The organism is Pseudomonas sp. R38(2017), assembly GCF_002112395.1.
In the GTDB taxonomy this organism is placed as follows: Bacteria; Pseudomonadota; Gammaproteobacteria; order Pseudomonadales; family Pseudomonadaceae; genus Aquipseudomonas.
The window spans coordinates 373,019-394,840 of the sequence record NZ_NEHN01000002.1 but is presented as its reverse complement, the minus strand read 5'-3'; the positions used below and the strand labels follow the sequence as shown (position 1 = coordinate 394,840).

Annotated in this window: 19 protein-coding genes and 1 pseudogene; 11 read left to right on the top strand and 9 right to left on the bottom strand. The window is 58.3% G+C overall.

The genetic code is table 11. The features are described 5' to 3' along the window. The first annotated feature begins 1 nt into the window (after position 1). Positions 2–1,081, top strand: coding sequence for a tartrate dehydrogenase (locus CAF87_RS05425; RefSeq protein ID WP_085730914.1), 1,080 nt, complete (start codon positions 2–4; stop codon positions 1,079–1,081). A 54-nt stretch (positions 1,082–1,135) separates the two neighbouring features. Here the strand turns inward: CAF87_RS05425 and CAF87_RS05420 are convergent, their stop codons facing one another. Further along, positions 1,136–2,062 (bottom strand): glyoxylate/hydroxypyruvate reductase A, encoded by a 927-nt coding sequence (locus CAF87_RS05420; RefSeq protein ID WP_085730915.1) that lies wholly within the window; start codon positions 2,060–2,062, stop codon positions 1,136–1,138. A 286-nt stretch (positions 2,063–2,348) separates the two neighbouring features. On the opposite strand from CAF87_RS05420, the gene gabT reads away from it, so the two are divergent. The 3 genes from gabT to CAF87_RS05405 all read left to right on the top strand — a co-directional run bounded on the left by gabT (position 2,349) and on the right by CAF87_RS05405 (position 4,928). Further along, complete coding sequence (gabT, locus tag CAF87_RS05415) at positions 2,349–3,641, top strand: 4-aminobutyrate--2-oxoglutarate transaminase (RefSeq protein ID WP_085730916.1); 1,293 nt, start codon at positions 2,349–2,351, stop codon at positions 3,639–3,641. 96 nt (positions 3,642–3,737) lie between these two features. After that, on the top strand, positions 3,738–4,394 hold the full coding sequence (locus CAF87_RS05410; RefSeq protein ID WP_085730917.1) for a 2-haloalkanoic acid dehalogenase: 657 nt from the start codon (positions 3,738–3,740) through the stop codon (positions 4,392–4,394). Between the two features lie 45 nt (positions 4,395–4,439). Further along, positions 4,440–4,928 (top strand): Lrp/AsnC family transcriptional regulator, encoded by a 489-nt coding sequence (locus CAF87_RS05405; protein ID WP_027616181.1) that lies wholly within the window; start codon positions 4,440–4,442, stop codon positions 4,926–4,928. A gap of 58 nt (positions 4,929–4,986) precedes the next feature. Here the strand turns inward: CAF87_RS05405 and CAF87_RS05400 are convergent, their stop codons facing one another. The 5 genes from CAF87_RS05400 to CAF87_RS05380 all read right to left on the bottom strand — a co-directional run bounded on the left by CAF87_RS05400 (position 4,987) and on the right by CAF87_RS05380 (position 11,937). Continuing rightward, entirely contained in the window at positions 4,987–6,450 is a 1,464-nt protein-coding gene (locus CAF87_RS05400; RefSeq protein ID WP_085730918.1) for an aldehyde dehydrogenase family protein, read from the bottom strand. 435 nt (positions 6,451–6,885) lie between these two features. Continuing rightward, a complete protein-coding gene (locus CAF87_RS05395; protein ID WP_085730919.1) occupies positions 6,886–8,184 on the bottom strand; it encodes an MFS transporter in 1,299 nt (432 codons plus the stop codon). A 47-nt stretch (positions 8,185–8,231) separates the two neighbouring features. Then, on the bottom strand, positions 8,232–9,389 hold the full coding sequence (gene tcuB, locus CAF87_RS05390) for a tricarballylate utilization 4Fe-4S protein TcuB (RefSeq protein WP_085730920.1): 1,158 nt from the start codon (positions 9,387–9,389) through the stop codon (positions 8,232–8,234). Then, the gene (gene tcuA / locus CAF87_RS05385) at positions 9,376–10,827 is read right to left on the bottom strand and encodes an FAD-dependent tricarballylate dehydrogenase TcuA (RefSeq protein ID WP_085730921.1); all 1,452 of its coding nucleotides are present in this window, start codon (positions 10,825–10,827) and stop codon (positions 9,376–9,378) included. Before tcuA ends, tcuB begins: the two co-directional genes overlap by 14 nt. 174 nt (positions 10,828–11,001) lie before the next feature. Beyond that, positions 11,002–11,937, bottom strand: coding sequence for a LysR substrate-binding domain-containing protein (locus CAF87_RS05380; RefSeq protein ID WP_085730922.1), 936 nt, complete (start codon positions 11,935–11,937; stop codon positions 11,002–11,004). Between the two features lie 474 nt (positions 11,938–12,411). Here CAF87_RS05380 and CAF87_RS05375 point away from each other — a divergent pair, with 474 nt between their 5' ends. The 7 genes from CAF87_RS05375 (at position 12,412) to CAF87_RS05345 (ending at position 18,909) form a co-directional block, all read left to right on the top strand. Continuing rightward, positions 12,412–13,080, top strand: coding sequence for a GntR family transcriptional regulator (locus CAF87_RS05375; protein WP_085730923.1), 669 nt, complete (start codon positions 12,412–12,414; stop codon positions 13,078–13,080). Between the two features lie 79 nt (positions 13,081–13,159). After that, positions 13,160–13,966, top strand: a complete 807-nt coding sequence (locus CAF87_RS05370) for an ABC transporter substrate-binding protein (RefSeq protein WP_085730924.1) — start codon at positions 13,160–13,162, stop codon at positions 13,964–13,966. Positions 13,967–13,977: 11 nt separating this feature from the next. Then, entirely contained in the window at positions 13,978–14,754 is a 777-nt protein-coding gene (locus CAF87_RS05365; RefSeq protein ID WP_085730925.1) for an amino acid ABC transporter permease, read from the top strand. Positions 14,755–14,756: 2 nt separating this feature from the next. Beyond that, on the top strand, positions 14,757–15,536 hold the full coding sequence (locus tag CAF87_RS05360; protein ID WP_085730926.1) for an amino acid ABC transporter ATP-binding protein: 780 nt from the start codon (positions 14,757–14,759) through the stop codon (positions 15,534–15,536). 20 nt (positions 15,537–15,556) lie between these two features. Then, the gene (locus CAF87_RS05355) at positions 15,557–16,648 is read left to right on the top strand and encodes a polyamine ABC transporter substrate-binding protein (RefSeq protein WP_085730927.1); all 1,092 of its coding nucleotides are present in this window, start codon (positions 15,557–15,559) and stop codon (positions 16,646–16,648) included. A gap of 25 nt (positions 16,649–16,673) precedes the next feature. Next, positions 16,674–18,284, top strand: a complete 1,611-nt coding sequence (locus CAF87_RS05350) for a gamma-glutamyltransferase family protein (protein WP_085730928.1) — start codon at positions 16,674–16,676, stop codon at positions 18,282–18,284. A gap of 124 nt (positions 18,285–18,408) precedes the next feature. Continuing rightward, positions 18,409–18,909 carry a cupin domain-containing protein gene (locus CAF87_RS05345; protein ID WP_085730929.1) on the top strand — a complete coding sequence of 167 codons (501 nt, stop codon included), beginning with the start codon at positions 18,409–18,411 and terminating at the stop codon, positions 18,907–18,909. 698 nt (positions 18,910–19,607) lie between these two features. On the opposite strand, the pseudogene CAF87_RS05335 reads toward CAF87_RS05345, so the two are convergent. The 3 genes and pseudogenes from CAF87_RS05335 to CAF87_RS05325 form a co-directional block, all read right to left on the bottom strand. Then, positions 19,608–19,916, bottom strand: a pseudogene (locus CAF87_RS05335) (peptide-methionine (S)-S-oxide reductase MsrA); the annotation flags it as partial. Further along, on the bottom strand, positions 19,909–20,835 hold the full coding sequence (locus tag CAF87_RS05330) for a homocysteine S-methyltransferase family protein (RefSeq protein ID WP_085730930.1): 927 nt from the start codon (positions 20,833–20,835) through the stop codon (positions 19,909–19,911). The gene CAF87_RS05330 and the pseudogene CAF87_RS05335, both read right to left, overlap by 8 nt. Continuing rightward, positions 20,832–21,809, bottom strand: a complete 978-nt coding sequence (locus CAF87_RS05325) for a glycine betaine ABC transporter substrate-binding protein (RefSeq protein WP_256575998.1) — start codon at positions 21,807–21,809, stop codon at positions 20,832–20,834. The genes CAF87_RS05330 and CAF87_RS05325 overlap by 4 nt, the downstream gene beginning before the upstream one ends. Positions 21,810–21,822 lie beyond the last annotated feature (13 nt).

Here is a 21,822-nt window from a genome sequence, read left to right as displayed (position 1 = left end):
GATGAGCAAGGTCTTCAAGATCGCCGCGATTGCCGGCGACGGGATTGGCAAGGAAGTGCTGCCCGAGGGGCTGCGGGTTCTGGAGCAGGCCGCGAAGAAATGGCAACTGGATTTGAGCATTGAGGTGCTCGACTGGGCGCATTGCGATTATTACCTGGAACACGGACAGATGATGCCCGAGGACTGGTTCGAACAGCTCAAGGGCTTCGACGCGATTTACTTCGGCGCCGTGGGCTGGCCGGAGAAAGTGCCGGACCATATTTCACTGTGGGGGTCGCTGCTGAAATTTCGCCGCGACTTCGACCAGTACGTGAATATCCGTCCGGTACGCTTGTTCCCCGGGGTGCCATGCCCGTTGGCCGGGCGCGAACCGGGGGATATCGATTTCGTGGTGATTCGCGAGAACACCGAAGGTGAATATTCATCGGTCGGCGGCAAGATGTTCGAAGGCACCGAGCATGAGTTTGTGCTGCAGGAATCGGTCTTCACCCGCCGGGGTGTCGACCGGATTCTCAAGTTTGCCTTCGATCTGGCCCAGACCCGGCCACGCAAGCGCCTGACCGCAGCAACCAAGTCCAACGGCATTTCGATCAGCATGCCGTACTGGGACGAGCGCACCGCGCTGATGGCCGCGCAGTACCCGGAAGTGACGTGGGACAAGCAGCACATCGATATCTTGTGTGCGCGGTTCGTTCTGCAACCGGATCGGTTCGATGTGGTGGTGGCGTCGAACCTGTTCGGCGATATCCTCTCCGATCTGGGGCCGGCGTGTGCCGGAACTATTGGTATTGCGCCGTCGGCCAACCTTGATCCGCAGCGACGCTTTCCGTCGCTGTTCGAGCCGGTCCATGGTTCGGCGCCGGACATCTATGGGCAGAACATCGCCAACCCGATTGCGATGATCTGGTCCGGGGCGCTGATGCTCGATTTCCTGGGCAGCGGTGACGAGCGTTATCGTGCAGCACACGACGGGATCCTGCAGGCGATCGAGCGGGTGATCGCCGAGGGCCCGATCACCCCGGATCTGGGTGGGAAGGGCTCGACCCAGGATGTCGGCAGGGCCATCGCCGAACTCCTCTGAAACATCGTCATCCTCTGCATGAGTGAGCCTGCTCGCTCATGCAGAGGGTCTGAGTCAGTAGCCCTTGTTGCGATCGATCTGACCGTTCATGGGCTCGCCGCGTTCGAAGCGGCGGATGTTTTCCAGCAAGACAGCAAATGCACTATCCGGCTGGGTCATCGCCGCGATATGCGGCGTCAGCAGAATCTGCGGGTGGCTCCAGAAAGGATGATCCGCCGGCGCCGGTTCGTTCTGCACCACATCCAGCACCGCGCCGCTGAGTTGCCCGCTGTCCAGCGCGTCGAGCAAGTCTTCTTCCACCAGATGCCCACCGCGCCCCATGTTGATCAGTGCCGCGCCATGAGGCAATTGGCGAAACAACTCCCGGTCGAGAATGCCACGGGTCTGCTCGGTCAGCGGCAATACGCACATCACAATGTCGCACTGGCTCAGAAACGCCGGCAGTTGCTCGCGACCGGCAAAGCACTCGACGCCGGCAATCCGATGCGCACTACGCGCCCACCCCTTGAGGGCAAAACCCAGAGGCTGCAAGGTGGCGAGAATCTGCTGCGCCTGAGTTCCGAGGCCCATCACCCCCACCCGACGCTGATGCGCCGGCTGCAGCAGGTGCGCCTGCCAACAGCGCGCCATCTGCTGTTGGCGATAGCGCAACATATCCCGGTGCAAGCTGAGCACGGCAAAACTGGCGTACTCGCACATGCCTTGGGTGATCCCGGGATCGAGCAGGCGCACCACCGGAAGACTCGGCGGGATACGGCTCAGATCCAGTTGATCGACTCCGGCCGACAATGCAAACAACACCTGCAGATTTGGCAGCAACGCCTGCAAATCTTCCGGCGCCTGCCACGCCGCCAGATACTTGATGTCTGCGGGATCGCCGATATCCGGCCAGGCGCGCCATTCGATGTCCGGGGCATGTTCGGCGAACAGTGCTTTCCACTGTTCGCCGCGCACGGGGTCAGCTTTGTAGAGCAGGGCCATGGTCAATTCCTGAGGAGGTTGAAGGTGCTCCCATGATCGCCCAACCCCAGAGCAGGATCTGTCGAAAGCAGCGCTGCGAACACTGCGCGTCACGTCATATACGCACGCGCCCGGCAGATTCGGCGGCCTGAAGGAATCTGCCGTTTGGCAGGGTGAAAACAGTCGATCCGGATTTCTCAGGGGGCAAGTTCGGCGTAGTTCGTTCCGCACAAGTCTTAATCTTAAGACCCTGTGTAACCACCTCCTGCATTCACTCCGGGCCGCCGGACTCACGAAGGGAAATGCCATGAACAGCCAAGTCGACCAAACGCCTCATTTACTCCGTCAGCGTGATCAGTTCGTGCCACGCGGGCTGGTCACCGCTCATCCGCTGGTGATTGATCGCGCCCAGGGGGCGGAGTTGTGGGACGTGGACGGTCAGCGTTATCTGGACTTCGTCGGCGGCATTGGCGTGCTGAACATCGGCCATAACCATCCCAAAGTGGTTGCAGCGGTGCAGGCCCAATTGCAAAAAGTCTCGCACGCCTGCTTTCAGGTGGTGGCCTACAAGCCGTATCTGGATCTGGCCCAGCGTTTGTGCGAAATGATAGGTGGCGAGGAACACTACAAAGCAGCGTTCTTCACCTCCGGTGCCGAAGCCGTGGAGAACGCGGTGAAAATCGCCCGCGCTCACACCAACCGCTCTGCGGTGATCTCCTTCCGCGGCGGTTTCCATGGACGCACCTTGCTCGGCACCACTTTGACCGGCATGAGCCAGCCCTACAAACAGAACTTCGGGCCATTCGCGCCGGAGGTGTTTCACACCCCATATCCAAATGCCTATCGCGGCGTCACCAGTGAGATGGCGCTCAAGGCGCTGGACGAGTTGCTCGCCACTCAGGTTGCGCCGGAGCGGGTTGCGGCGATCATCATTGAACCCGTACAGGGCGACGGTGGCTTCCTTGCGGCGCCGGCACAATTCCTCCAGGCATTGCGCGAGTTGACCCACAAGCACGGCATCGTGCTGATCCTCGATGAAATACAGACTGGATTCGGTCGCACCGGCAAGTGGTTCGGTTTCCAACACGCCGGCATCCAGCCTGACCTGGTCACCGTAGCCAAGAGTCTGGCCGGCGGGCTGCCGTTGTCGGGTGTGGTCGGCAAAGCCGACATCATGGATTCGCCATTGCCCGGTGGCCTCGGCGGCACCTACGGCGGCAACGCACTTTCCTGCGCAGCGGCCCTGGCGGTGATCGACGCCTATGAAGAAGAGGCACTGCTCGAACGTGGCGATGCATTGGGTAAGCGCCTGCGTGAGGGCTTGTTGCAGTTGCAGCGCCGTCATCCGCAAATCGGTGACGTACGCGGCACCGGATTCATGCTGGCCATCGAGCTGGTCAAGAACGATGAAGCGCGCTCCCCGGACGCAGATCTGAACCAGCGTGTGATCGATGAAGCGCGCAAAGGTGGCTTGCTGGTGATCAAGTGCGGCGTCTATCGCAACGTCTTGCGGTTCCTCGCGCCACTGGTGACGACCGAAGCGCAGATCGATGAAGCGTTGCAGATTCTGCAGGCTGCGTTGGCACGGGTATTGAACTGATGTCCGCCGGGTTCAGCGGCGCGGTCGCTGACCAGCGTCGCTGAACCTTTTTGGCGCACGGATTGATGAAACGCATCATCGGAGGCTGTGTACACCATGGGGCTGACTGATTATCGAGCACTGCTCATCGATTGCGACGAAGTCCTGGTTGACCGTGATTCGGGGGTCTGGACAGCGCTGCAGCCGTTGCTCGACAGCCGGGGCGGGCGCCCGGACAAGGAACAGGTGCTGGGCGAGTTTCGCGAGGTGGTGCAGGCGCTCTATCCCCGCTTTGCCGAATTGGGCTTCAGTGGATTGCTGTGTTTTGCCCATCGCCAACTGGCCGAGCGCTGGAGCTTGAAAGCCAGTTGGGAGGAGGGCATGAGTTTCGCGCGTTCCGCTGCCAACTGGTCATTGTTCGAAGACGCGCCGGGAGCGATGCTGTACTTGCGCAAGTTTTATCGCCTGCTGGTCGTGGGCGACCGGGATGCCGAGGATCGCGCCGTGTTGTGCGAGCATCTGGGGATCGTGGCCGATGACTTTATTTCGCTGGCCAGCGATCCGCTGCGGGACGAGGACTGGTTGAATGCCAACGAGCTGAGGCCGGAGCACATTCTGCGCGTGACCCGACCTGTCGCCCGCGGTCCGGCACTTACCGATGTGTGTCTGATCGGTCGTGAACGGGTGAAACAACCGACCCCATGCGCTGCGGATTATTGCATCAACAGCATGGCTGACCTGGTCGCACAGCATCAGATGTGTTTACGGCGCTGATTTTGCTAGTAGATTGTCCTACAAATGGCAGTCAAGAGGTTCGCAATGGAAGGTTTAGTCAAACTGGACCGCATCGACATCAGTATCCTGGTTGAGTTGCAGAAGGACGGGCGCATGACCAATGTGAGTCTGGCCGATGCCGTGGGATTGTCGGCCAGCCCCTGCCTGCAACGGGTCAAACGGCTGGAATCGGCCGGGTACATTTCCAGCTACAAGGCACACCTGAACCTGGCGAAGATCACCGAATCGGTAACGGTCTTCACCGAAATCACCCTGAGTGACCACAAGCGCGAAGACTTCGCCAAATTCGAGTCGAATATCCGACTGGTGGATGAAGTGCTCGAGTGCCATTTGATCAGTGGTGGCTACGATTATCTGGTGCGTTTCATGACGCGCAGTATTCAGCACTATCAGGAAGTGATTGAAAGCCTGCTGGATAAAAACATCGGCATTTCCAAGTACTTCAGCTACATCGTCATCAAATCCCCGGTGCTCAAGGACGGTGTGCCGTTGCGCAAGTTGTTGCGGCACTGAAGCTCCATACATCCATCAGGCGCAAACAGGGGGGCAGCTGGCTGTCCCCCATTATTTGCTAGCCACCAAAGCCAACGATGGCTTTGGTTTCCAGATACTCCTCAAAGCCGTAGACACCAAATTCACGACCATTGCCGGATCGTTTGTAGCCACCGAACGGTGCCATGGGATTCCAGGCAGGGTGGTTGAGCAGCACTTGTCCAGCGCGGATGCGTGAGGCAACGGCACGTGCATGATCAAGGTTGCGGGATTGAACGTGGGCGCTCAGTCCGTACACCGTGTCGTTGGCGATCGCGACAGCCTCATCGAGCGTTTCATAGGCAATGATGCACAGCACCGGCCCGAAGATTTCCTCCTGGGCAATGCGCATGCTCGAATCAACCTCGGAAAATACAGTCGCTCGGGCATAGAAGCCCGTTTCATGACCAGGCACGCGGCCTGGTCCGCCGCAGACGAGTTTGGCCCCTTCACTCAGGCCCGATTCGATCATGGCTTGCACGCGCTTGAACTGGGCCTCATTGGCTATCGGACCGAGTACCGTCTCTTCCGATTGTGGATCTCCCACGATGATCGCGTTGGCGGTTGCGGCGGCCAGTGCCTCGACTTCCGCCAGCCGTTCCCTTGGCACGATCATTCTGGTCGGGGCGCTGCAGGATTGCCCGACGTTGCGAAACGCCGTCATCACACCCAGTGGCACGACTTTGGCGAAATCGGCATCGGGCAACAGCACATTGGGTGACTTGCCGCCCAGTTCCTGGGTGACGCGTTTCACTGTAGGGGCGGCCGCTTGTGCGACCAGTGCACCTGCACGGTTTGAACCGGTGATCGAAATCATATCGATATCCGGGTGTGCAGCCATGGCGCCGCCGACGTCAGGGCCTGTGCCATTTACCAGATTGAAGACACCCGGTGGCAGGCCGGCGTCATGCACCAGTTGGGCGAAAAGAAGGGCGCTGAGCGGTGACAGTTCGCTAGGTTTCAGTACCACTGTGCATCCGGCCGCAATAGCCGGAGCCACCTTGGCGGTGATTTGATAAAGCGGCCAGTTCCAGGGGGTAATGAGACCGCAGACGCCGATGGGTTCGCGTTCAATCGCGGTGCCGTCTTCAACCGACTGGAAGCGATAGGTGGACAGCAGATCACGGGCAATCCGAACGTGTTCGGCCGCCAACGGCACTTGCATCGCTCGGGCGAAACCGATGGCAGCGCCCATTTCCAGAGATAACGCCTGCGCAAGGGACTCTTTTCGCTCAAGGATCAGGTCGTAAATCTTTCCAAGAAAGACCGCACGTGCTTCGGCGGAGGTCGCAGACCAGCCAGGAAACGCCGCACGTGCTGCAGCGACTGCCCGATCAACGTCCTCGGCCGACCCACTGGCGACCTCTGCAACATCGCTTTCAGTCGCCGGATTGACCACGGGCAAACTGGCAGGTGTGGCCGGCGAAGTCCAGCCACCATTGATATAAAACCGCTGAGATGTTTGCGGATCCACGGGGTAGATATTCGAAGAGTGTGTTGTCATCCAATGAGCTCCTTGGAGTACTGATGAGGGGGCTGCTGACAGCAGCGACAGAGGGAGGTCAGAGCAACACCGTGGCATCGGTACATGCCTGGGACCCTGCGGTCTGGATAAACTAGCAAAAGCGCCCAGTCGAAATATGCCGTTCTTAAAGTCGGCAAGGGATAATCTGCTGTATCTCAGGAGCTGACGTGATTCGACGCGGCGTCGCGGTATATCAGAATCTGAACGAGGGTGATCTCGAACTTGTTTTCGTGATGTTCCGCCTCTGATGTCGCAAAGCGGCTCGGAAAAACCGGTTCATTTCAGACCATATCCTGGTGTTCTGCGCTGTCTCGTCGTTGGGTTCGGTTGCTGCCGATCGAACAGCGGCCGCGCACAGCAACAGCGCAATTTATTCAGCGCAACGTCCTGAGATCCACCGAGTCCTCTCTTTCATCAAACGTTGACTGGCACTGCTTTTTGCCTGCGATACAGGATCGTCGTCGCTGTGAACCCACACAACGCAGCAAACATTAGCCAGTAGGCGGGCGACGCCTTGTCACCTGTTGCCTGCACCAGGATTGTTGATACGGCGGGTGTAAAACCGCCAAACACAGCCGTTGCCAAACTGAATGCCAGTGAAAATCCTACAACTCGTACGTTCTGAGGCATTACCTCAGTCAGTGCTGCAACCATCGCGCCGTTGTAAATGCCAAAGAAAAAAGAGAAGTACAGCAGCACCGCGAGCAATCGCTCGAAACTTGCTGCTGCGGCCAGCCAGTGCATGGCGGGATACGCAGTAAAGATGCACAGCAAGCTGACTGCCAGCAGCAAGGGACGACGGCCGATACGGTCGGAAAGTGTGCCTCCGATGGGCAGCCAGATGAAATTGCTGAGGCCGACGAAGAGCGTGACCACCAGGCTGTCAGTGGTGCTCAGATTGAGTACGGAGCGGCCGAACGTCGGTGTGTAGACGGTAATGAGATAGAACGTGGTAGTGGTCATCGACGCCAGCAGTCCGCCCGCCAGTACCGTGCGCCAATTGTCCCGCATCGAGCGAAAGACTTCGCTGGCATTTGGGTGATGGCTGCGCGCCTTGAATGCATCGGTTTCCTGTAGCGAGCGGCGAATGATGAAGATGAACGGGATAATCAGGCAACCAATGAAGAATGGGATACGCCAGCCCCAGGCTGCAACGTCGGCGGCCTCCATAGACGCGTTAATCGTATAGCCCAACGCAGCCGCAAGAATGATCGCCACTTGTTGGCTGGCCGACTGCCAACTGGTATAGAAACCCCGGCGTCCGGGCGTGGCGATTTCAGCCAGGTACACGGAAACACCACCCATTTCTGCACCTGCGGAGAATCCCTGCAACAGTCGCCCGAGCAACACCAATATCGGCGCTGCGATGCCTATGCTGGCGTAGCCCGGAACCAAGGCGATCAAGACCGTGCCCGCGGCCATGATCGACAGCGTCACGATCAGCCCCTTTCGCCGGCCAACCTTGTCGATGTATGCGCCCAGCACGATAGCGCCCAGCGGCCGCATCAGAAATCCCGAGCCGAATACGGCGAAGGTCATCATTAACGAGGCGAACTCGCTGGTGGCAGGAAAGAAGGTCTGCGAGATGTAAGTGGCATAGAAGCCGAACAGAAAAAAATCGAACTGTTCGAGAAAATTGCCGCTGGTGACCCGCAGGATGGCGCCCAGTTTCGACCCCTTGGATCGGGTGTCTTGAGTTGTTGTTTTCATCATGGCTACCGTGGTGATCAATATTGTTTTTGGAATGAATGGATCGCCGATCAGTCGCTACCTGCGTTGATCGGGTTGGGTTGGCGTTTTTCGATGGAGTACTTGAGCAGCGCGGCGCTGCGGAAGATGCCATGGGCGAATTTGCTGTAGGGCATGGTCAGGAAAAACGCCATGACCAGGCCGAGATGGATTGCCAGCAACAGGCCCAAGGCTGCGGTTTCACGGAACGCCAGGAGTGCCAGGCCGCTGGCGCTGACCAGGAACAGCAGCGCGATAAAGCCACGATCCATGGGTTTCTGATTGTCGTCGCCGTGCTCAGGGTTGCGACGCAGGTTCAACCACAACAGGCCTGCGGGGCCTATCAGCAGACCGACTCCACCTGCGATGCCCAGCATCACCGGCAAGCTCAGGACGGGGTAGGGCGCCGACCAGTCCAGAAGGAAATGGTAGAGCGTGGCGACCCCTGTGGCTGCGAAACACAGCATGAAGCCGTAGAAGGTGAAGTGGTGGAAGCGCCGCCGCCACAAGGTGAATCGATCATCAGCGTTATTGCAGCCTTCACCATGGCCACCGTCCAGAAATTTGAGCCGGGCGACGTTGGCCGTGGCTTCCAGTGCAGCGGCGGTTTTTTCCTGCACGGGCGCGTCGGCCGGTGAAACATTGCGCCAGAAGCGCCGCGCGCCAAGGGTTAACGCGAGTACCGCGAATCCGAAAACTGCACCGAACATTACGGCCAGAGTGTTGTGCGGGAAGATCCCGTAGAAATTTCCCCTGGGCATCGCCGTGAACAGGTTGCCCATCACCATCAACGTGAGGCAGAGGAACAATGCCAACCCCGCGCCGGACGCCAGCGCGAGCGTCAGCCCGTTGTGCCGGTACAACTTGCCCATCATTTGCGGCCAGGCGTACTCGGCATAAGTGTCGAGGCGGACTTTGGCCATGGCCTTGGGCACATTGATTTCGAATTCGTGAGGGGCAGCGTACTGACAGGCATGCAGGCATGCGCCGCAGTTATGGCAAAGGTTCGCCAGGTAATGGATATCCGCCTGAGAAAACTCCAGACGTCGTGTCATGGCCGGAAATACAGCGCAGAAGCCCTCGCAGTAACGGCAGGCATTGCAAACGGTCATTTGTCGCTGAACTTCGCTTTCATCAAGGTTGAGTACGGGAATCAAATTACCCGGTGCCTTGGGATCAAACAGCTGCATGTTGGGGCTCCGTGATAAAAGGGGTCGGTAAGCCGGCCGCAGCCGCGGCTTGCACACCGGCGATGCGACCGAAGGCGGTGCCAATGGCCATGCCGATGCCGGCGGTATAACCCTTGCCCAGTACGTTGCCCGCCATCATTTCTCCTGCGACAAACAGGTTGGGACTCGCCTCACCCTTGAAGTGAACGGCTGCGGTTTCGTCGGTCGCCAGCCCCAGATAAGTGAACGTCACGCCTGGCTTGAGTGGGTAGGCGCAGAAGGGGGGCTTTACCAAGGGGCGGGCCCAATGAGTCTTGGCGGGGTTCAAACCTTCGGTGCGACAATCGTCCAGTGCGGTGTGATCAAACGTACCGACACGGCAGGCCGCGTTGTAGTGCTCGATGGTTTTGACGAATTGTTCAACAGGAAGCTTCAACCGCCGGGCCAGTTCCTGTAGCGAATCGGCTTTGGTGCCTGGAAACACCGGAGGCATGAAGCGGCCGACGGCTTGCTGGTCGATGATCGAGTAGGCCTGTTGTCCGGGCTGACCGGCCACCAGACGGCCCCAGATCGCATAGCGCTTGGGCCAGAAGTCTTCGCCTTCGTCGTAGAAGCGTTCGCCGTCGCGATTGACGACCACGCCCAGTGATACGCAATCGATGCGAGTGCAGATACCCCCGTCATACAGCGGGGCTCGGGCGTCGATGGCGACCATATGCGCCTGGGTCGGGTCGCCGATAAAGTCGGCCCCCAGGCTCTGCATGCGCCGCAGCAGTACACCGGTATTGAAGCGCGTCCCGCGAATCAGAAAATTGTCGGAAGGCCATTCTCCGCGCTCGTTCTGACCCCAGGCTTCGCGGAGCCATTCGCGGTTGGATTCGAATCCGCCCGCAGCCAGAACGCAGGCCTTGGCCTGAATGCGCTCGGCGGGGAAATGCTGGCCATCGACCTTACGCTCACCGAGGTGCGCTGCAACAAACGCGTGGCCCTTCAGTTCGATGTCAGTGACTTGAGCGTCATAGCGGATCTTGACGCCCAGCCGCTCGGCGCTGCGAAAGTACGCATTGACCAACGCTTTGCCGCCACCCATGAAAAACGCATTGGTGCGCGCGACATGCAGGGCACCCGACAGCGAAGGTTGAAAATGCACACCATGGGAGCGCATCCAGTCACGGCAGTTCGATGAAGCGCGGATGACAAGCCGTGCAAGCTTTTCATTGGTCATCCCGCCCGTCACTTTCAGCAGATCCTGCCAATATTCCTCTTCGGGATAGGCATCGACCAACACATCCTGCGGTGCGTCGTGCATACAGCGCAGGTTGCGGGTGTGTTGCGAATTGCCGCCGCGCCAGATTTTCGGTGCACCTTCCAGCAACATGACGCTGGCGCCGGCCTCTCGGGCCATCAACGCTGCACACAGGGCGGCGTTACCACCGCCGATCACTAATACATCGATCATCATTACTCCTCAATCGCAAGGAGGCATGAACGAAGTGCTCCTCGCGAGTGGAGAGAAGGTAGAGCGGTGAGCTTATTGTCGAAAGGCGCGAAATGAGTCGGGGCGTTTAGTTTTCGTAAAGACTTTGGTGCGGATCCCGCGAGTGTCGGATAACTCGGGGAGGGCGCGAGTGGATCATGACGCGACGTCCTCAATCCACGACGCCCCCGGCCATTGTCGATCAACGACCAACTGCCGGGCGACATCGGTGATCACCCGTCGCGCCGCGAGTGCTGCGGGGGACAGCTCGTCATCAGGTAATGTCGCCAGCAGGTTTCGTCGACCGACGTGAACATCGGAAATTTCCACCACTGAAAGCCCCGACTCACCTTTGAGCGCCGCTGCCGCGCCGGGCTGGATGGTGGCCGCATGACCTGCGCGTACAGCATTCATCAACACGGCCAGACCATCGACCTCCATGATGATGTTGGGCGCCACGCCCGAACGCTCGAACGCAACCGTCAGCGTAGAACGCAAACCGTGTTGCGCGGTCGGCATCACCAGTGGAAGGTGCCCCAGGTCCGCCAGTTGCACGCGGGTTCCCTGTGGTGCGTCGGGCAGGTGCGGTGAACTGATGACAAACAGCTTTTCGTCGAGCAGCGGTGTCACGCTCCAGCGTTTGCCACCTTCGAGTTGAAACACAATGGCCAGGTCTATCTGGCGGGCATTGAGCTGGGTCGCCAGATGCCCGGACAGCATCTCGACCAGGTGCAATTGGATATCCGGGTAACGCTCCCGCATCGCGTTGATCAATGGTAGGGCAAGTACCGTGGCAGTCGTGGGTGCCATTCCAACGGTGACATACCCGCTCATCCGCCCGCGGTGAGCGGCCGTGATCGCGTTTTCGGCCTGTCGCAGGCACAACTGGGCGTGGTGCAGGAACGCCGTGCCGGAGCTGGTTGGTGTGACGCCGGTCGTGGTGCGATTAAGCAGGCGAGTTGAGAGCTCGCTTTCAAGCTTCGCGATCTGTTGGCTGAGGGCTGACACGCCGACATCCAGCTCAAGCGCTGCACGTCCCAAGCTGCCGTGTTCGATGATTTTTACGAAATAGCGCAGCTGTCTTAATTCCAAGCGTTACCGCTCCACGTCCGGTTGAAGGGTCAGGGTGCTGTCAGGTCTTTGCTGTGGCAGCACTGCCTTTATCAGCCTGAGAGGTTATGCCTTGGCAGTCAAACATCGTGTGGGTTCGGTTAAGTGGAACACTCGATTCCCGACAATGCTTGTGAGTGCCGAGGGCGGGGTTTGAGGTACTGCGTGAGAATGACTGTCTCGATGACGCACTACGCCAAGGACGCGCTCATCGATGGATTCCCCATCTTGGTTCAGTGTTACTCAGCTACCGTTCTGCACCATTTCTGGTCTCGCATTGGGCCATTAGGTAGCAGATTCCGAAGGTTGTTCCGGCAAATCTGATAGCTGGGAATTTCGAATTTCTCCCTTAATTCATTTGAATCAAACGCTTGGGGAGGCGAGGTGAGTTTTGGCATGCATTATGCTTTTTTGTATCCGTGGATAATTGGATACAAAAAGACAAAAGGTGCCGCCATGCAATTCGCTCCTGCTTACGACCAGCGTCAACCGATGACCGCCGAGGAGGAGGCTTACAACTTTCTTCTGGAGGGCATCTGCGGGGGGCGTTATCGCAAAGGTGACCGGCTGATTGCCGAGGACATTGCCACTGAAATCGGCATGAGCCGCATGCCTGTACGCGAAGCCTTTCGACGTCTCGATGCTCAGGGGCTGGTGACGCTAAGGCCTAATCGCGGTGCGATTGTCAGCGGTCTGGATGTCGAGGAAATGCACGAAGTCTTCGAGATGCGCAGCGCGCTGGAAGGGCTGGCGATTCGTGTAGCGGTGCCGAAGATCGGTGAACGTCAGTTGACGGCCCTGGAACGGCTGCTCGATGAAATGGATGACTACCGTGACGAGAGTGCGGCTTGGGTCAGCCGTCATCGCAAGTTCCATGAGTACCTGTGCAGCCTCAGCGGACGACCTCGTCTGGTGAAACAGATCAGCGCTCTTTATTCGCTGATCGAAGCCCCCATGCGTCTTTGGCTGCAACACGGAGAGAAGCCGCTGAGTGCACGTGAGGAACACGTGGTGATCCTCGACGCGATTCGTGCCGGTGATGCCGCCAAGGCAGAAGCGGTGGTGCGCGAGCACATCGAAGGCACGGTCCCCGAGCTGATCAAGTTTCTGCAATCGGAAAGATAACCACAGAGCGGGCAATGAACCCGCCGATGTTTTGACTTTGAGAACTGCCCCGTTACTAACCGAACTGGAGTGTCTGGTCATGCATACGTCTCGCCTGTTATTGGCTGCAATTTCCCTGGGGCTCTGTACGCAGTGGGCGGTTGCCGCACCCACCGTGCCGGAGCGTTTGCTCAAGGTCGACAAACTCACCTATTGCTCGGGCATGGATTCGCCGCCTCTGGTTTCCTTCGATGAAGCGCAAAAGCCAAAGGGCCTGACTGTCGATCTGGGCCTGGAAGTTGCCAAACGTCTGGGGGACAAGAAGGTCGAGTGGCGGGTGATTCCGTTTTCCGGATTGCTGCCGGCCTTGCTGGCCAAACAGTGCGACATGATCGTCGACCAGTTGTTCGACAAGCCCGAGCGCCGCGAGGTGATCGACATCGTCAACTACATGTATTCCAGCCAGGCGGTGGTGGTGCCCAAGGGCAATCCGAAAGGGCTCAAGGCGCTGCCGGATCTCAGCGGGCACAAGATCGCGGTACTCAACGGTTCGACCATCAAGACCTTGCTCGACACCGAAAATGAAAGCCTGACCAAGGCCGGCAAGCCGCCGATGAAACTGGTGGTCTACAACACCGACACCGATGCATTCCAGGCGCTGCGGATCAGTCAGGTCGACGCTTACGGCACCACAGTGGAAACCGCAGGGTATTACGCCGCGATGGCGCCGGACCTGTTCGAGGAGGGCGTTCCAGCCTTCAGCCGGATCCTCACAGGCCTCGGCATTCGCAAGGACGATCCGCAACTGAGTGCCGCCGTACAGCAAGTGATCACCGACATGCGCAGCGATGGCAGCTACAAACAGCTCCTGAGTAAATGGCACGTCTCCAGCGACACGCTTGATTGAGGTAGGCGTTGATGAATTTCAATTGGGATGTGTTCTGGCAGTATCTGTTGCAGCCCAGCGGGGTCTACCTCACCGGACTCTGGCTGACATGCCTGATCAGTGTGCTGGCCATGTTATTGGGTTGTGTTTTGGGATTGGCGGCGGCGTTGCTGCGACTATCGAAGAATCCTTTGCTGCATCTGCCCGTGCGCTTTTATGTGTGGCTGATGCGCGGGACGCCCTTGCTGGTGCAGATCGTCTTTCTCTACACGGCGCTGGCGGCGGGCGGGATTTTCCGCTTCGAAGACATTGAACTGTTCGGACTGATGATTCCCGGCAATATCCAGGCCGCGATTATTGCGCTGGGCCTCAACGAAGGCGCGTACATGGCCGAGATCATCCGCGCCGGTATCGGTGCCGTCGACAAGGGGCAATACGAGGCGGGGCGTTCCCTGGGCATGACCTTCGCCAAACTGATGCGGCGTATCGTTTTGCCGCAGGCGTTTCGGGTCATCGTGCCGCCGCTGGGTAACGAGTTCAACGTGATGCTCAAGAATACGACGCTGGTCAGTGTGATCGGTGTGCAGGAGCTGCTGCTCAGTACGCAGATGGTCACCTCGGCAACCTTCCGGGTGTTCGAGTTGTACCTCGTGGTGGCGATCTATTTCCTGTTGCTCACCACGTTGTGGGGCTTCTTCCAGCGCTGGCTGGAAACACGTTTCGGCCAGTCGGACCGACCGTCGTCGCCGCCGCCGGCATCCAGCCGGATGTTCGGTCGCAGCACGCTGAAACTGCTGAGGGGACGTTAATCATGGCGCATCAAAGTGACGAACTGATCATCGAAGCGCTGAACATTCACAAGTCGTTCGGCAACCTCGAGATTCTCAAGGGCATTTCCCTGCAAGTGCGGCGCGGTGAAGTGGTGGTGCTGATCGGCGCCTCGGGCTCCGGTAAGACCACGTTTATCCGCTGCATCAATTTGCTGGAAGACATTCAGTCCGGGGAGATCCGGGTCAATGGACAGTCCATGGGCTATCGCACGAAGGCCGATGGCAGCCTGGTACGGGATTCGGAACGCAACATTGCCCGTCAGCGGCGGGACATCGGCATGGTGTTCCAACGCTTCAATCTGTTCCCGCACATGACCGCACTGGAAAACATTATCGAAGCACCGATTCAGGTGTTGGGTGTGCCGCGCAAAGCGGCGGAGGAACAAGCGCGGACGTTGCTCAAGCGTGTCGGGCTGGCGGAGAAGGCCAACCATTACCCGTCGATGCTTTCCGGTGGTCAACAGCAGCGGGTGGCGATTGCCCGGGCTTTGGCCATGAAACCCCAGGCGATGCTGTTCGACGAACCCACCAGTGCCCTGGACCCGGAAACCGTCGGTGAGGTCTTGCAAGTGATGAAGGAACTGGCGGAGGAGGGCATGACGATGGTGGTGGTCACCCATGAAATGGGTTTTGCCCGAGAGGTCGCCGACCGTGTGGTGGTACTCGATCAGGGTGAACTGATCGAGCAGGGATCGCCGGAGCAGATTTTCAGCCATCCCTCTCATCCCCGTACCCAAGCCTTTCTCAGCCGCGTGTTGTGAGATTCACAAGGATATTGACGATGCGTTTATCGAGCGTGTTTGCAGCCCTGTGTTGCGCTGCCGTTGTGCCCATGATCCAGGCTGCCGACCCGGTGGTGAAGGTTTACAACTGGTCCGACTACATCGGCCCCGACACCCTGAAGAACTTCGAAAAAGACAGCGCCATCAAGGTGCAGTACGACATCTTCGACACCAATGAAATGCTCGAGGCCAAGTTGCTTTCCGGGCACTCGGGGTATGACGTGGTGGTGCCTTCCAGCCAGTTTCTGTCGAAACAAATCCGCGCCGGTGCCTATCAGCCGCTCCAGCGTGAGTTGCTGGATAACTGGAAGCACCTCGATCCGCGCTTGATGCAGCGTCTGGAGGCGGCCGATCCGGGCAATCGATATGCCGTGCCTTATATGTGGGGCACCGTGGGCATCGGCTACAACGAGGAGAAAGTGCGAGCGGTGCTGGGCAAGGACGTGCCGCTGGATTCCTGGGCCATGGTGTTCGATCCGCAGAACCTTTCCAGGCTCAAAAGCTGCGGCGTAGCCTTTCTCGATGCGCCGGTAAAGATCATCCCTCAAGCCATGCTTTATCTCGGGTTGGACCCCAACAGCGTCAAGCCGGACGACTACAAGCAGGCGTCGAAGCTGCTGATGACCTTGCGGCCGTCGGTGACTTACTTCAACTCATCGAAGTACACCGCGGATCTGGCCAATGGCGATATCTGTGTGGCGATCGGTTACTCCGGCGACGTGATGCAGGCTCAGACCCGGGCCCGCGAGGCCGGGAAAAACATCGATATCCGCTACGTCATTCCCAAGGAAGGCGTGAACCTGTGGTTCGACATGCTGGCGATTCCCAAGGATGCCAGCAACGTGGCCAACGCTCATGCGGTGATCAACTATTTGCTGCGACCCGAGGTGATTGCGTCGGTCAGTGACTACGTCGGGTATGCGAACCCGAACAAGGACGCCACGCCCTTGATGGACCCCAAGGTCAGCGGCAACCCGGGGATCTACCCGAACGACGAAGTGATCAGTCACACCTTTGTCTCCGCAGACTTGCCGGAAAACATCCAGCGTCTGATGACCCGCGAATGGAACCGGATCAAATCCGGTCAATGAATCCTTGTTTTGAAGAGCCTTTGCCATGCTGAATTTTTCTGCTCACGAATATCCGTATCCGTCGCAACGCCAAAGCGTGTTTGCCCGTCGTGGCATGGTGGCGGCGTCCCAGCCGCTGGCCGCTCAGGCCGGTATCGAGATGATGCAAAAGGGTGGCAATGCAATCGACGCCGCGATCGCCACCGCAGCGGCGCTGACCGTGGTCGAGCCTACGGGTTGCGGTCTTGGCGGTGATGCTTTTGCTCTGGTCTGGTTCAAGGATCAGTTGCATGGACTCAATGCTAATGGTCATGCGCCGGCTGCTTTGAGCATCGAAGCCGTCAAGGAGGCCGGTCATGAACAAATGCCGTTGTATGGCTGGACGCCGGTAACGGTGCCCGGTTGTCCGTCGGCCTGGGCGGAGCTTTCTCAACGCTTTGGGGTGTTGCCGTTTGCTGATTTGCTGCAACCGGCGATCAGCCTGGCGCGGGATGGTTTTCCACTGTCGCCTGTGGTTGCCCATCAGTGGCTGGTTGCTCTGGACGAGTTCAGTCCCCATCGCGACGCGGTGCTGGACGCCTGGTTCAATACCTTCCTGATTGAGGGGCGGGCGCCGAGGGCAGGGGAGCTGTTTCGCAATCCGGCGCAAGCGCGGACGCTTGAAGAGTTGGCTGAGAGCCGCTGTGAGAGTTTGTATCGTGGCGCTTTGGCCCAACGGCTGGATGCTCATTCGCGGGCTACTGGCGGGTATCTGCGAGCTACGGATCTGGAACATTACCGTGCGCAGTGGGTGGAGCCGATCCACGTCAATTATCGTGGTGTGGATGTCTGGGAAATCCCGCCAAGCGGTCAGGGTCTGGTTGCACTGATGGCGCTGAAGATCCTTGAGGGTTTCGACTTCGATCATCGCGACAGTCAACAGACCTGGCATCGTCAATTGGAGGCGATGAAGCTGGCCTACAGTGATGGCTTGCACTACATCACTGATCCACTGCACATGCGTGTGGCGGTGGCCGATCTGTTGAGTGATGACTACAGCGCTCGGCGTCGTGGCCAGATCAACGAGAAGGCTCAGCCACCCAAGCCTGGTGATCCTCATGCCAGCGGCACGGTGTATCTGGCGACGGCCGATGGCCAGGGCAATATGGTTTCGTTCATCCAGAGCAATTACCACGGCTTTGGTTCGGGTGTGGTGCTGCCAGACAGCGGCATTGCACTGCAGAACCGGGGGCAGGAGTTCAGTCTTGATCCGGACCATGCCAACTGCCTGGCGCCGGGCAAGAAGACGTTTCATACGATTATTCCGGGGTTCCTGACCAAGGATGGCAAGGCGCTAGGGCCGTTTGGCGTGATGGGCGGGTACATGCAGCCTCAGGGGCATGTGCAGATGGTCATGAATCTGGTGGATTTCGGATTGAATCCGCAGTCGGCGCTGGACGCTCCGCGATGGCAATGGTTGGGGGGGATGAAGGTGGGGATCGAGCAGGGAGCTTCTAGGGATCTGGCCAATGCCTTGATGCGCCTGGGGCATGAAGTGCGGATTGCCTGTGATCTGACGGATTATGGACGGGGGCAAATTATTCTTCGCGATCCGGTCAGCGGCGTGTTGTGTGGCGGGACTGAGCCGAGGGCGGATTCGCATATTGCGGCTTGGTAAGGCTGAGAGTTTAAATGTAGCGAACTTCTTCGATTGTGGCGGTATTTTAGATTAACTACACTAAATGAGCCTTTAGTTGAGCTATACGAAAATCCGCTGCTTATTCAATGGAGAAGGTCATCAAATGAACGCCAAAGACGTCATTGCCGCCCTTGAGCTTGAAGCTCATGTCGAGGGCGGCTATTTCCGCAGGACATTTCAGGCAAATCATCGAGATATGCTCGAAACCCGGGCCGGCCCACGTTATTTGATGACGTCCATTTATTACCTGTTGACTGAGGAATCACCAATTGGCCAGTTCCATTTCAACCAGTCGGACATCCTGCATTATTTCCATCTGGGCGACGCCATCGAGTACAGCCTTATTCATGCTGACGGTTCGTTGCAGACGCTAGTGATGGGCAGCGACATTCTGGCAGGACAACATTTGCAAATGCACGTACCGGGCGGAATCTGGAAAGCCTCCAGGCTACTCAATGGCGAAAACGGATTTGGCTTGATCAGCGAAGCGGTTTCACCGGGATTTGATTTCGCGGATATGGAAATGGGGAATCGGCGGAAGCTCACAATGCAGTATCCACAGCATAGAGAGCTGATAGAAAAGCTGACGCGTCACGAGGATTGAGAGCCGTACATTTGAAATAGAGAGATCGCCGCGCATCAAAGGCAAGGTGTGTTGGAGAGTCACGGTGGAGATTGAAATCGGGTGTGCAACCGGACGGATCTCGTAATATTTTGTTACGTGTAATGTATATTATGTTAAACCGGATGCTATGTTAGAAATGTTCATGAGGCTCATAAGACACTGATTCGACAAACCCGCTTCTGGCATCCATTCTCTCAACGGGCCATGTTCTCCTGTTCATGGCGAGCCCTTGACTGAGGTGTCTGCCGATAAAGCTGATCCAGTGCCGGTTCACTTCAGGTCAGCGTGTACCGCTGCTGGTGAAAGTTGGTGATGCCGCGCCGTTGCCCGTACTCATTCCATTCATCTACGTCCAACTAAAACTCAGGCACCGTGCTTACAACACGGCGGCGCATCTGCGTGCGATCCAAGCTTCTATACCTATACCTATACCTATGCCCAATGCCTAGACTTGGATATCGATGAGGCCATCTTGGCCTGCCACTTTGAGGCGATTCTGGCTTCACTGGTCGGTTATGCCATCTGGCTTCAAAGCGGCCGTCAGGCCGATAATCTGGTCACCCGAATCGGCAAAGCTGAAACGGCACCTTTTCTGCAGATTGATCCGCGTACCCGTGACCAATACTTGCAACTGCTGAAGCAGTACCTGTCCTGGTGTGTTACCCGTACATCCCGCGCTGCTCCGCACTGTTGAAAAACAGTGCGGAACGGTATTTCGCCCCGACATCCGCGCCCTGTCCGTCGACTGACGTGGGATCATGCAGTGTCCAGAAGTGCTCGACGAGGCGGCTGTAAGAAATGAGTCGGGGGTCGAAGTCGACTTGCACGACTTCGATCAGAGTGGCGTCGCCCAGGTCTGACCGCGCGAACCCGACACGGGTGTCGAGCACACCCGGCAATACCCGGAATGAGGCTTCCGCCCCCCAGAAACAGCCGGCACCAAATGTCGCCTGCTCTGACAGAACGTCGCCTGGAAAATCAATCATGCGCGGCCTCCTCACCATTTTGATACTGCAAGTGCAAATGCAACTGGGCGATATGCTCCGGGCCGATCCCACAGCATCCGCCGACTATGCTGGCCCCTGCGGCAACCCATGATTTTGACCAGTCCAGGTAGGACTCGGGGCCCAGATCACGACGAATGTCCAACAAATCGCTATTGGCCTCGGCTTTGGCACTGACAGGGGGGAAAGCATTGGCATAAACCCCCAGTTCGACAGGATGATCCAGGTTTTCAATCACAGCGCGTGCCTCAATCAAAGCCGCGGCCATCACTTCCGGCTGGCTGCAATTGAAGAGCACCGCTTCAGCTCCCAGTTCGGCCGCTACGCGAACCGCATCGGCAACTGCCTCGTTTGAGCGTAATCGCGGCACCCGTCCCTCTTCGTCCAACAGCGTGAATGACACCCAAAGTGGCGCGTGATCCGTTCCGAGGGCTTCAACCACCGCTCGGACTTCAGCAATGGAGCTTTGCGTTTCGGCCAGCCACACATCGACGTGCGTTCGCAATCCGGCAATCAGTTCGCGGTGGATCGCCACCGAACGCTGATGATCGAACAGATCCGGCCGGTACGACCCCAACGCCGGCGGCAACGAACCGGCCACGGTGACCGTTTCGGTACTTTCTCCGGCGGCCTGGCGCGCCAGCCGTCCAGCGCGCTCAGCCAGCGCTCTTCCCTGCTCGGCAAATCGCTCGTCGCCAATATGAAATGGCACTACCGCATAGCTGTTAGTGGTGATGATCCGTGCTCCGGCTGTCACGAACGCTTGATGTGCCTGCAGCACATACTCTGGCGCTTCGATCAGCGCGAGGGCCGACCATTCCGGTTGACGGAACGGCGCGCCGATTCGCTTCAACTCGCGCCCCATGCCACCATCGAGTACACGTACGTTCGCTTTGGTCATTGGGCTGAACTCACTTGAGGCACCTGCGATACAAACCACTGGTCAACAGTAGAAGGGTTGGCTTGGACCCAAGCCTTGGCGGCGACGTCTGCTGGCTGTTTCTCCTTTTCGATCTTCTGGATCAGTCCGTTCAACTGTGCCGGGTCGATGGCGAAATTGTGCAGAAACTCGGCAATTTTCGGCGCGCGTTTTTGCAGTGCGGTGGAAGCCAGGACGTACACCTTGGCATCCGGGAAGGCGCAGGTGATGTGACTCTTGTTCAGCCAGTCGGGATCGACAGTCGGGCTGATAAATTTCCAGCAGCCATCCGCCTTGTAGAGAGGATCTTCTTTTTTGTTGTCCTGAGCGTAGCCATCGAACGCGGGCTCTTCCAGACGACGCAGATCATAGGCCGAGAAAATCCAGTCAGGGGTGTAGGCGTAAAACACCACGCCGCGTTGCGCCTTGTAAGCCGAGGCCAGTTTGGCGTAGGTCACCGAGGCTTCCGTCGACACGGATTCGAATTTATCGGCGAAGCCGTAATCCTTGGCCTTGATCTGGCCGATATACGTCGACTCCCAGCCCGCCGGCCCCACCAGCAGTTCGGCCTTGCCGCCGCCCAATGGCTCGAAGAGCTTGGCCACTTCCGGTTTTTTCAGGTCGTAAATCGATTTGACGCCGTATTTGTCCTGTAGATAACCAGGAATGTAGAAGCCTTGTTCGCCGGTATAAGGATGAACATTGGGTACCAGTGAGCGGGTACCTCCCGTGACGTACTTGGCCCACGCCGCTGACTGATTGGGCAGCCAGATGTCAGTCAGCACATCCACAGAACCGTCGCCCTTGGCCGCCGCACTGAAAAGCACCGGCACGTCCCCGGCCAGATACGACACATCACCGTCCAGCCGGGTTTTGATCACCTCACCCAGAATGTGTTGAATGGCGATGGCCCCCGTCCAGTTCTGCTCGCCAATGACAATTTTTTCCTTGGCCATCACGCTGGCCGGC

Coding starts and splice junctions, on each gene's coding strand:
- CAF87_RS05425 (WP_085730914.1), top strand. CDS start 2: ATGAGCAAGGTCTTCAAGATCGCCGCGATTGCCGGCGACGGGATTGGC.
- CAF87_RS05420 (WP_085730915.1), bottom strand. CDS start 2,062: ATGGCCCTGCTCTACAAAGCTGACCCCGTGCGCGGCGAACAGTGGAAA.
- gabT (WP_085730916.1), top strand. CDS start 2,349: ATGAACAGCCAAGTCGACCAAACGCCTCATTTACTCCGTCAGCGTGAT.
- CAF87_RS05410 (WP_085730917.1), top strand. CDS start 3,738: ATGGGGCTGACTGATTATCGAGCACTGCTCATCGATTGCGACGAAGTC.
- CAF87_RS05405 (WP_027616181.1), top strand. CDS start 4,440: ATGGAAGGTTTAGTCAAACTGGACCGCATCGACATCAGTATCCTGGTT.
- CAF87_RS05400 (WP_085730918.1), bottom strand. CDS start 6,450: ATGACAACACACTCTTCGAATATCTACCCCGTGGATCCGCAAACATCT.
- CAF87_RS05395 (WP_085730919.1), bottom strand. CDS start 8,184: ATGATGAAAACAACAACTCAAGACACCCGATCCAAGGGGTCGAAACTG.
- tcuB (WP_085730920.1), bottom strand. CDS start 9,389: ATGCAGCTGTTTGATCCCAAGGCACCGGGTAATTTGATTCCCGTACTC.
- tcuA (WP_085730921.1), bottom strand. CDS start 10,827: ATGATCGATGTATTAGTGATCGGCGGTGGTAACGCCGCCCTGTGTGCA.
- CAF87_RS05375 (WP_085730923.1), top strand. CDS start 12,412: ATGCAATTCGCTCCTGCTTACGACCAGCGTCAACCGATGACCGCCGAG.
- CAF87_RS05370 (WP_085730924.1), top strand. CDS start 13,160: ATGCATACGTCTCGCCTGTTATTGGCTGCAATTTCCCTGGGGCTCTGT.
- CAF87_RS05365 (WP_085730925.1), top strand. CDS start 13,978: ATGAATTTCAATTGGGATGTGTTCTGGCAGTATCTGTTGCAGCCCAGC.
- CAF87_RS05360 (WP_085730926.1), top strand. CDS start 14,757: ATGGCGCATCAAAGTGACGAACTGATCATCGAAGCGCTGAACATTCAC.
- CAF87_RS05355 (WP_085730927.1), top strand. CDS start 15,557: ATGCGTTTATCGAGCGTGTTTGCAGCCCTGTGTTGCGCTGCCGTTGTG.
- CAF87_RS05350 (WP_085730928.1), top strand. CDS start 16,674: ATGCTGAATTTTTCTGCTCACGAATATCCGTATCCGTCGCAACGCCAA.
- CAF87_RS05345 (WP_085730929.1), top strand. CDS start 18,409: ATGAACGCCAAAGACGTCATTGCCGCCCTTGAGCTTGAAGCTCATGTC.
- CAF87_RS05330 (WP_085730930.1), bottom strand. CDS start 20,835: ATGACCAAAGCGAACGTACGTGTACTCGATGGTGGCATGGGGCGCGAG.
- CAF87_RS05325 (WP_256575998.1), bottom strand. CDS start 21,809: ATGGCCAAGGAAAAAATTGTCATTGGCGAGCAGAACTGGACGGGGGCC.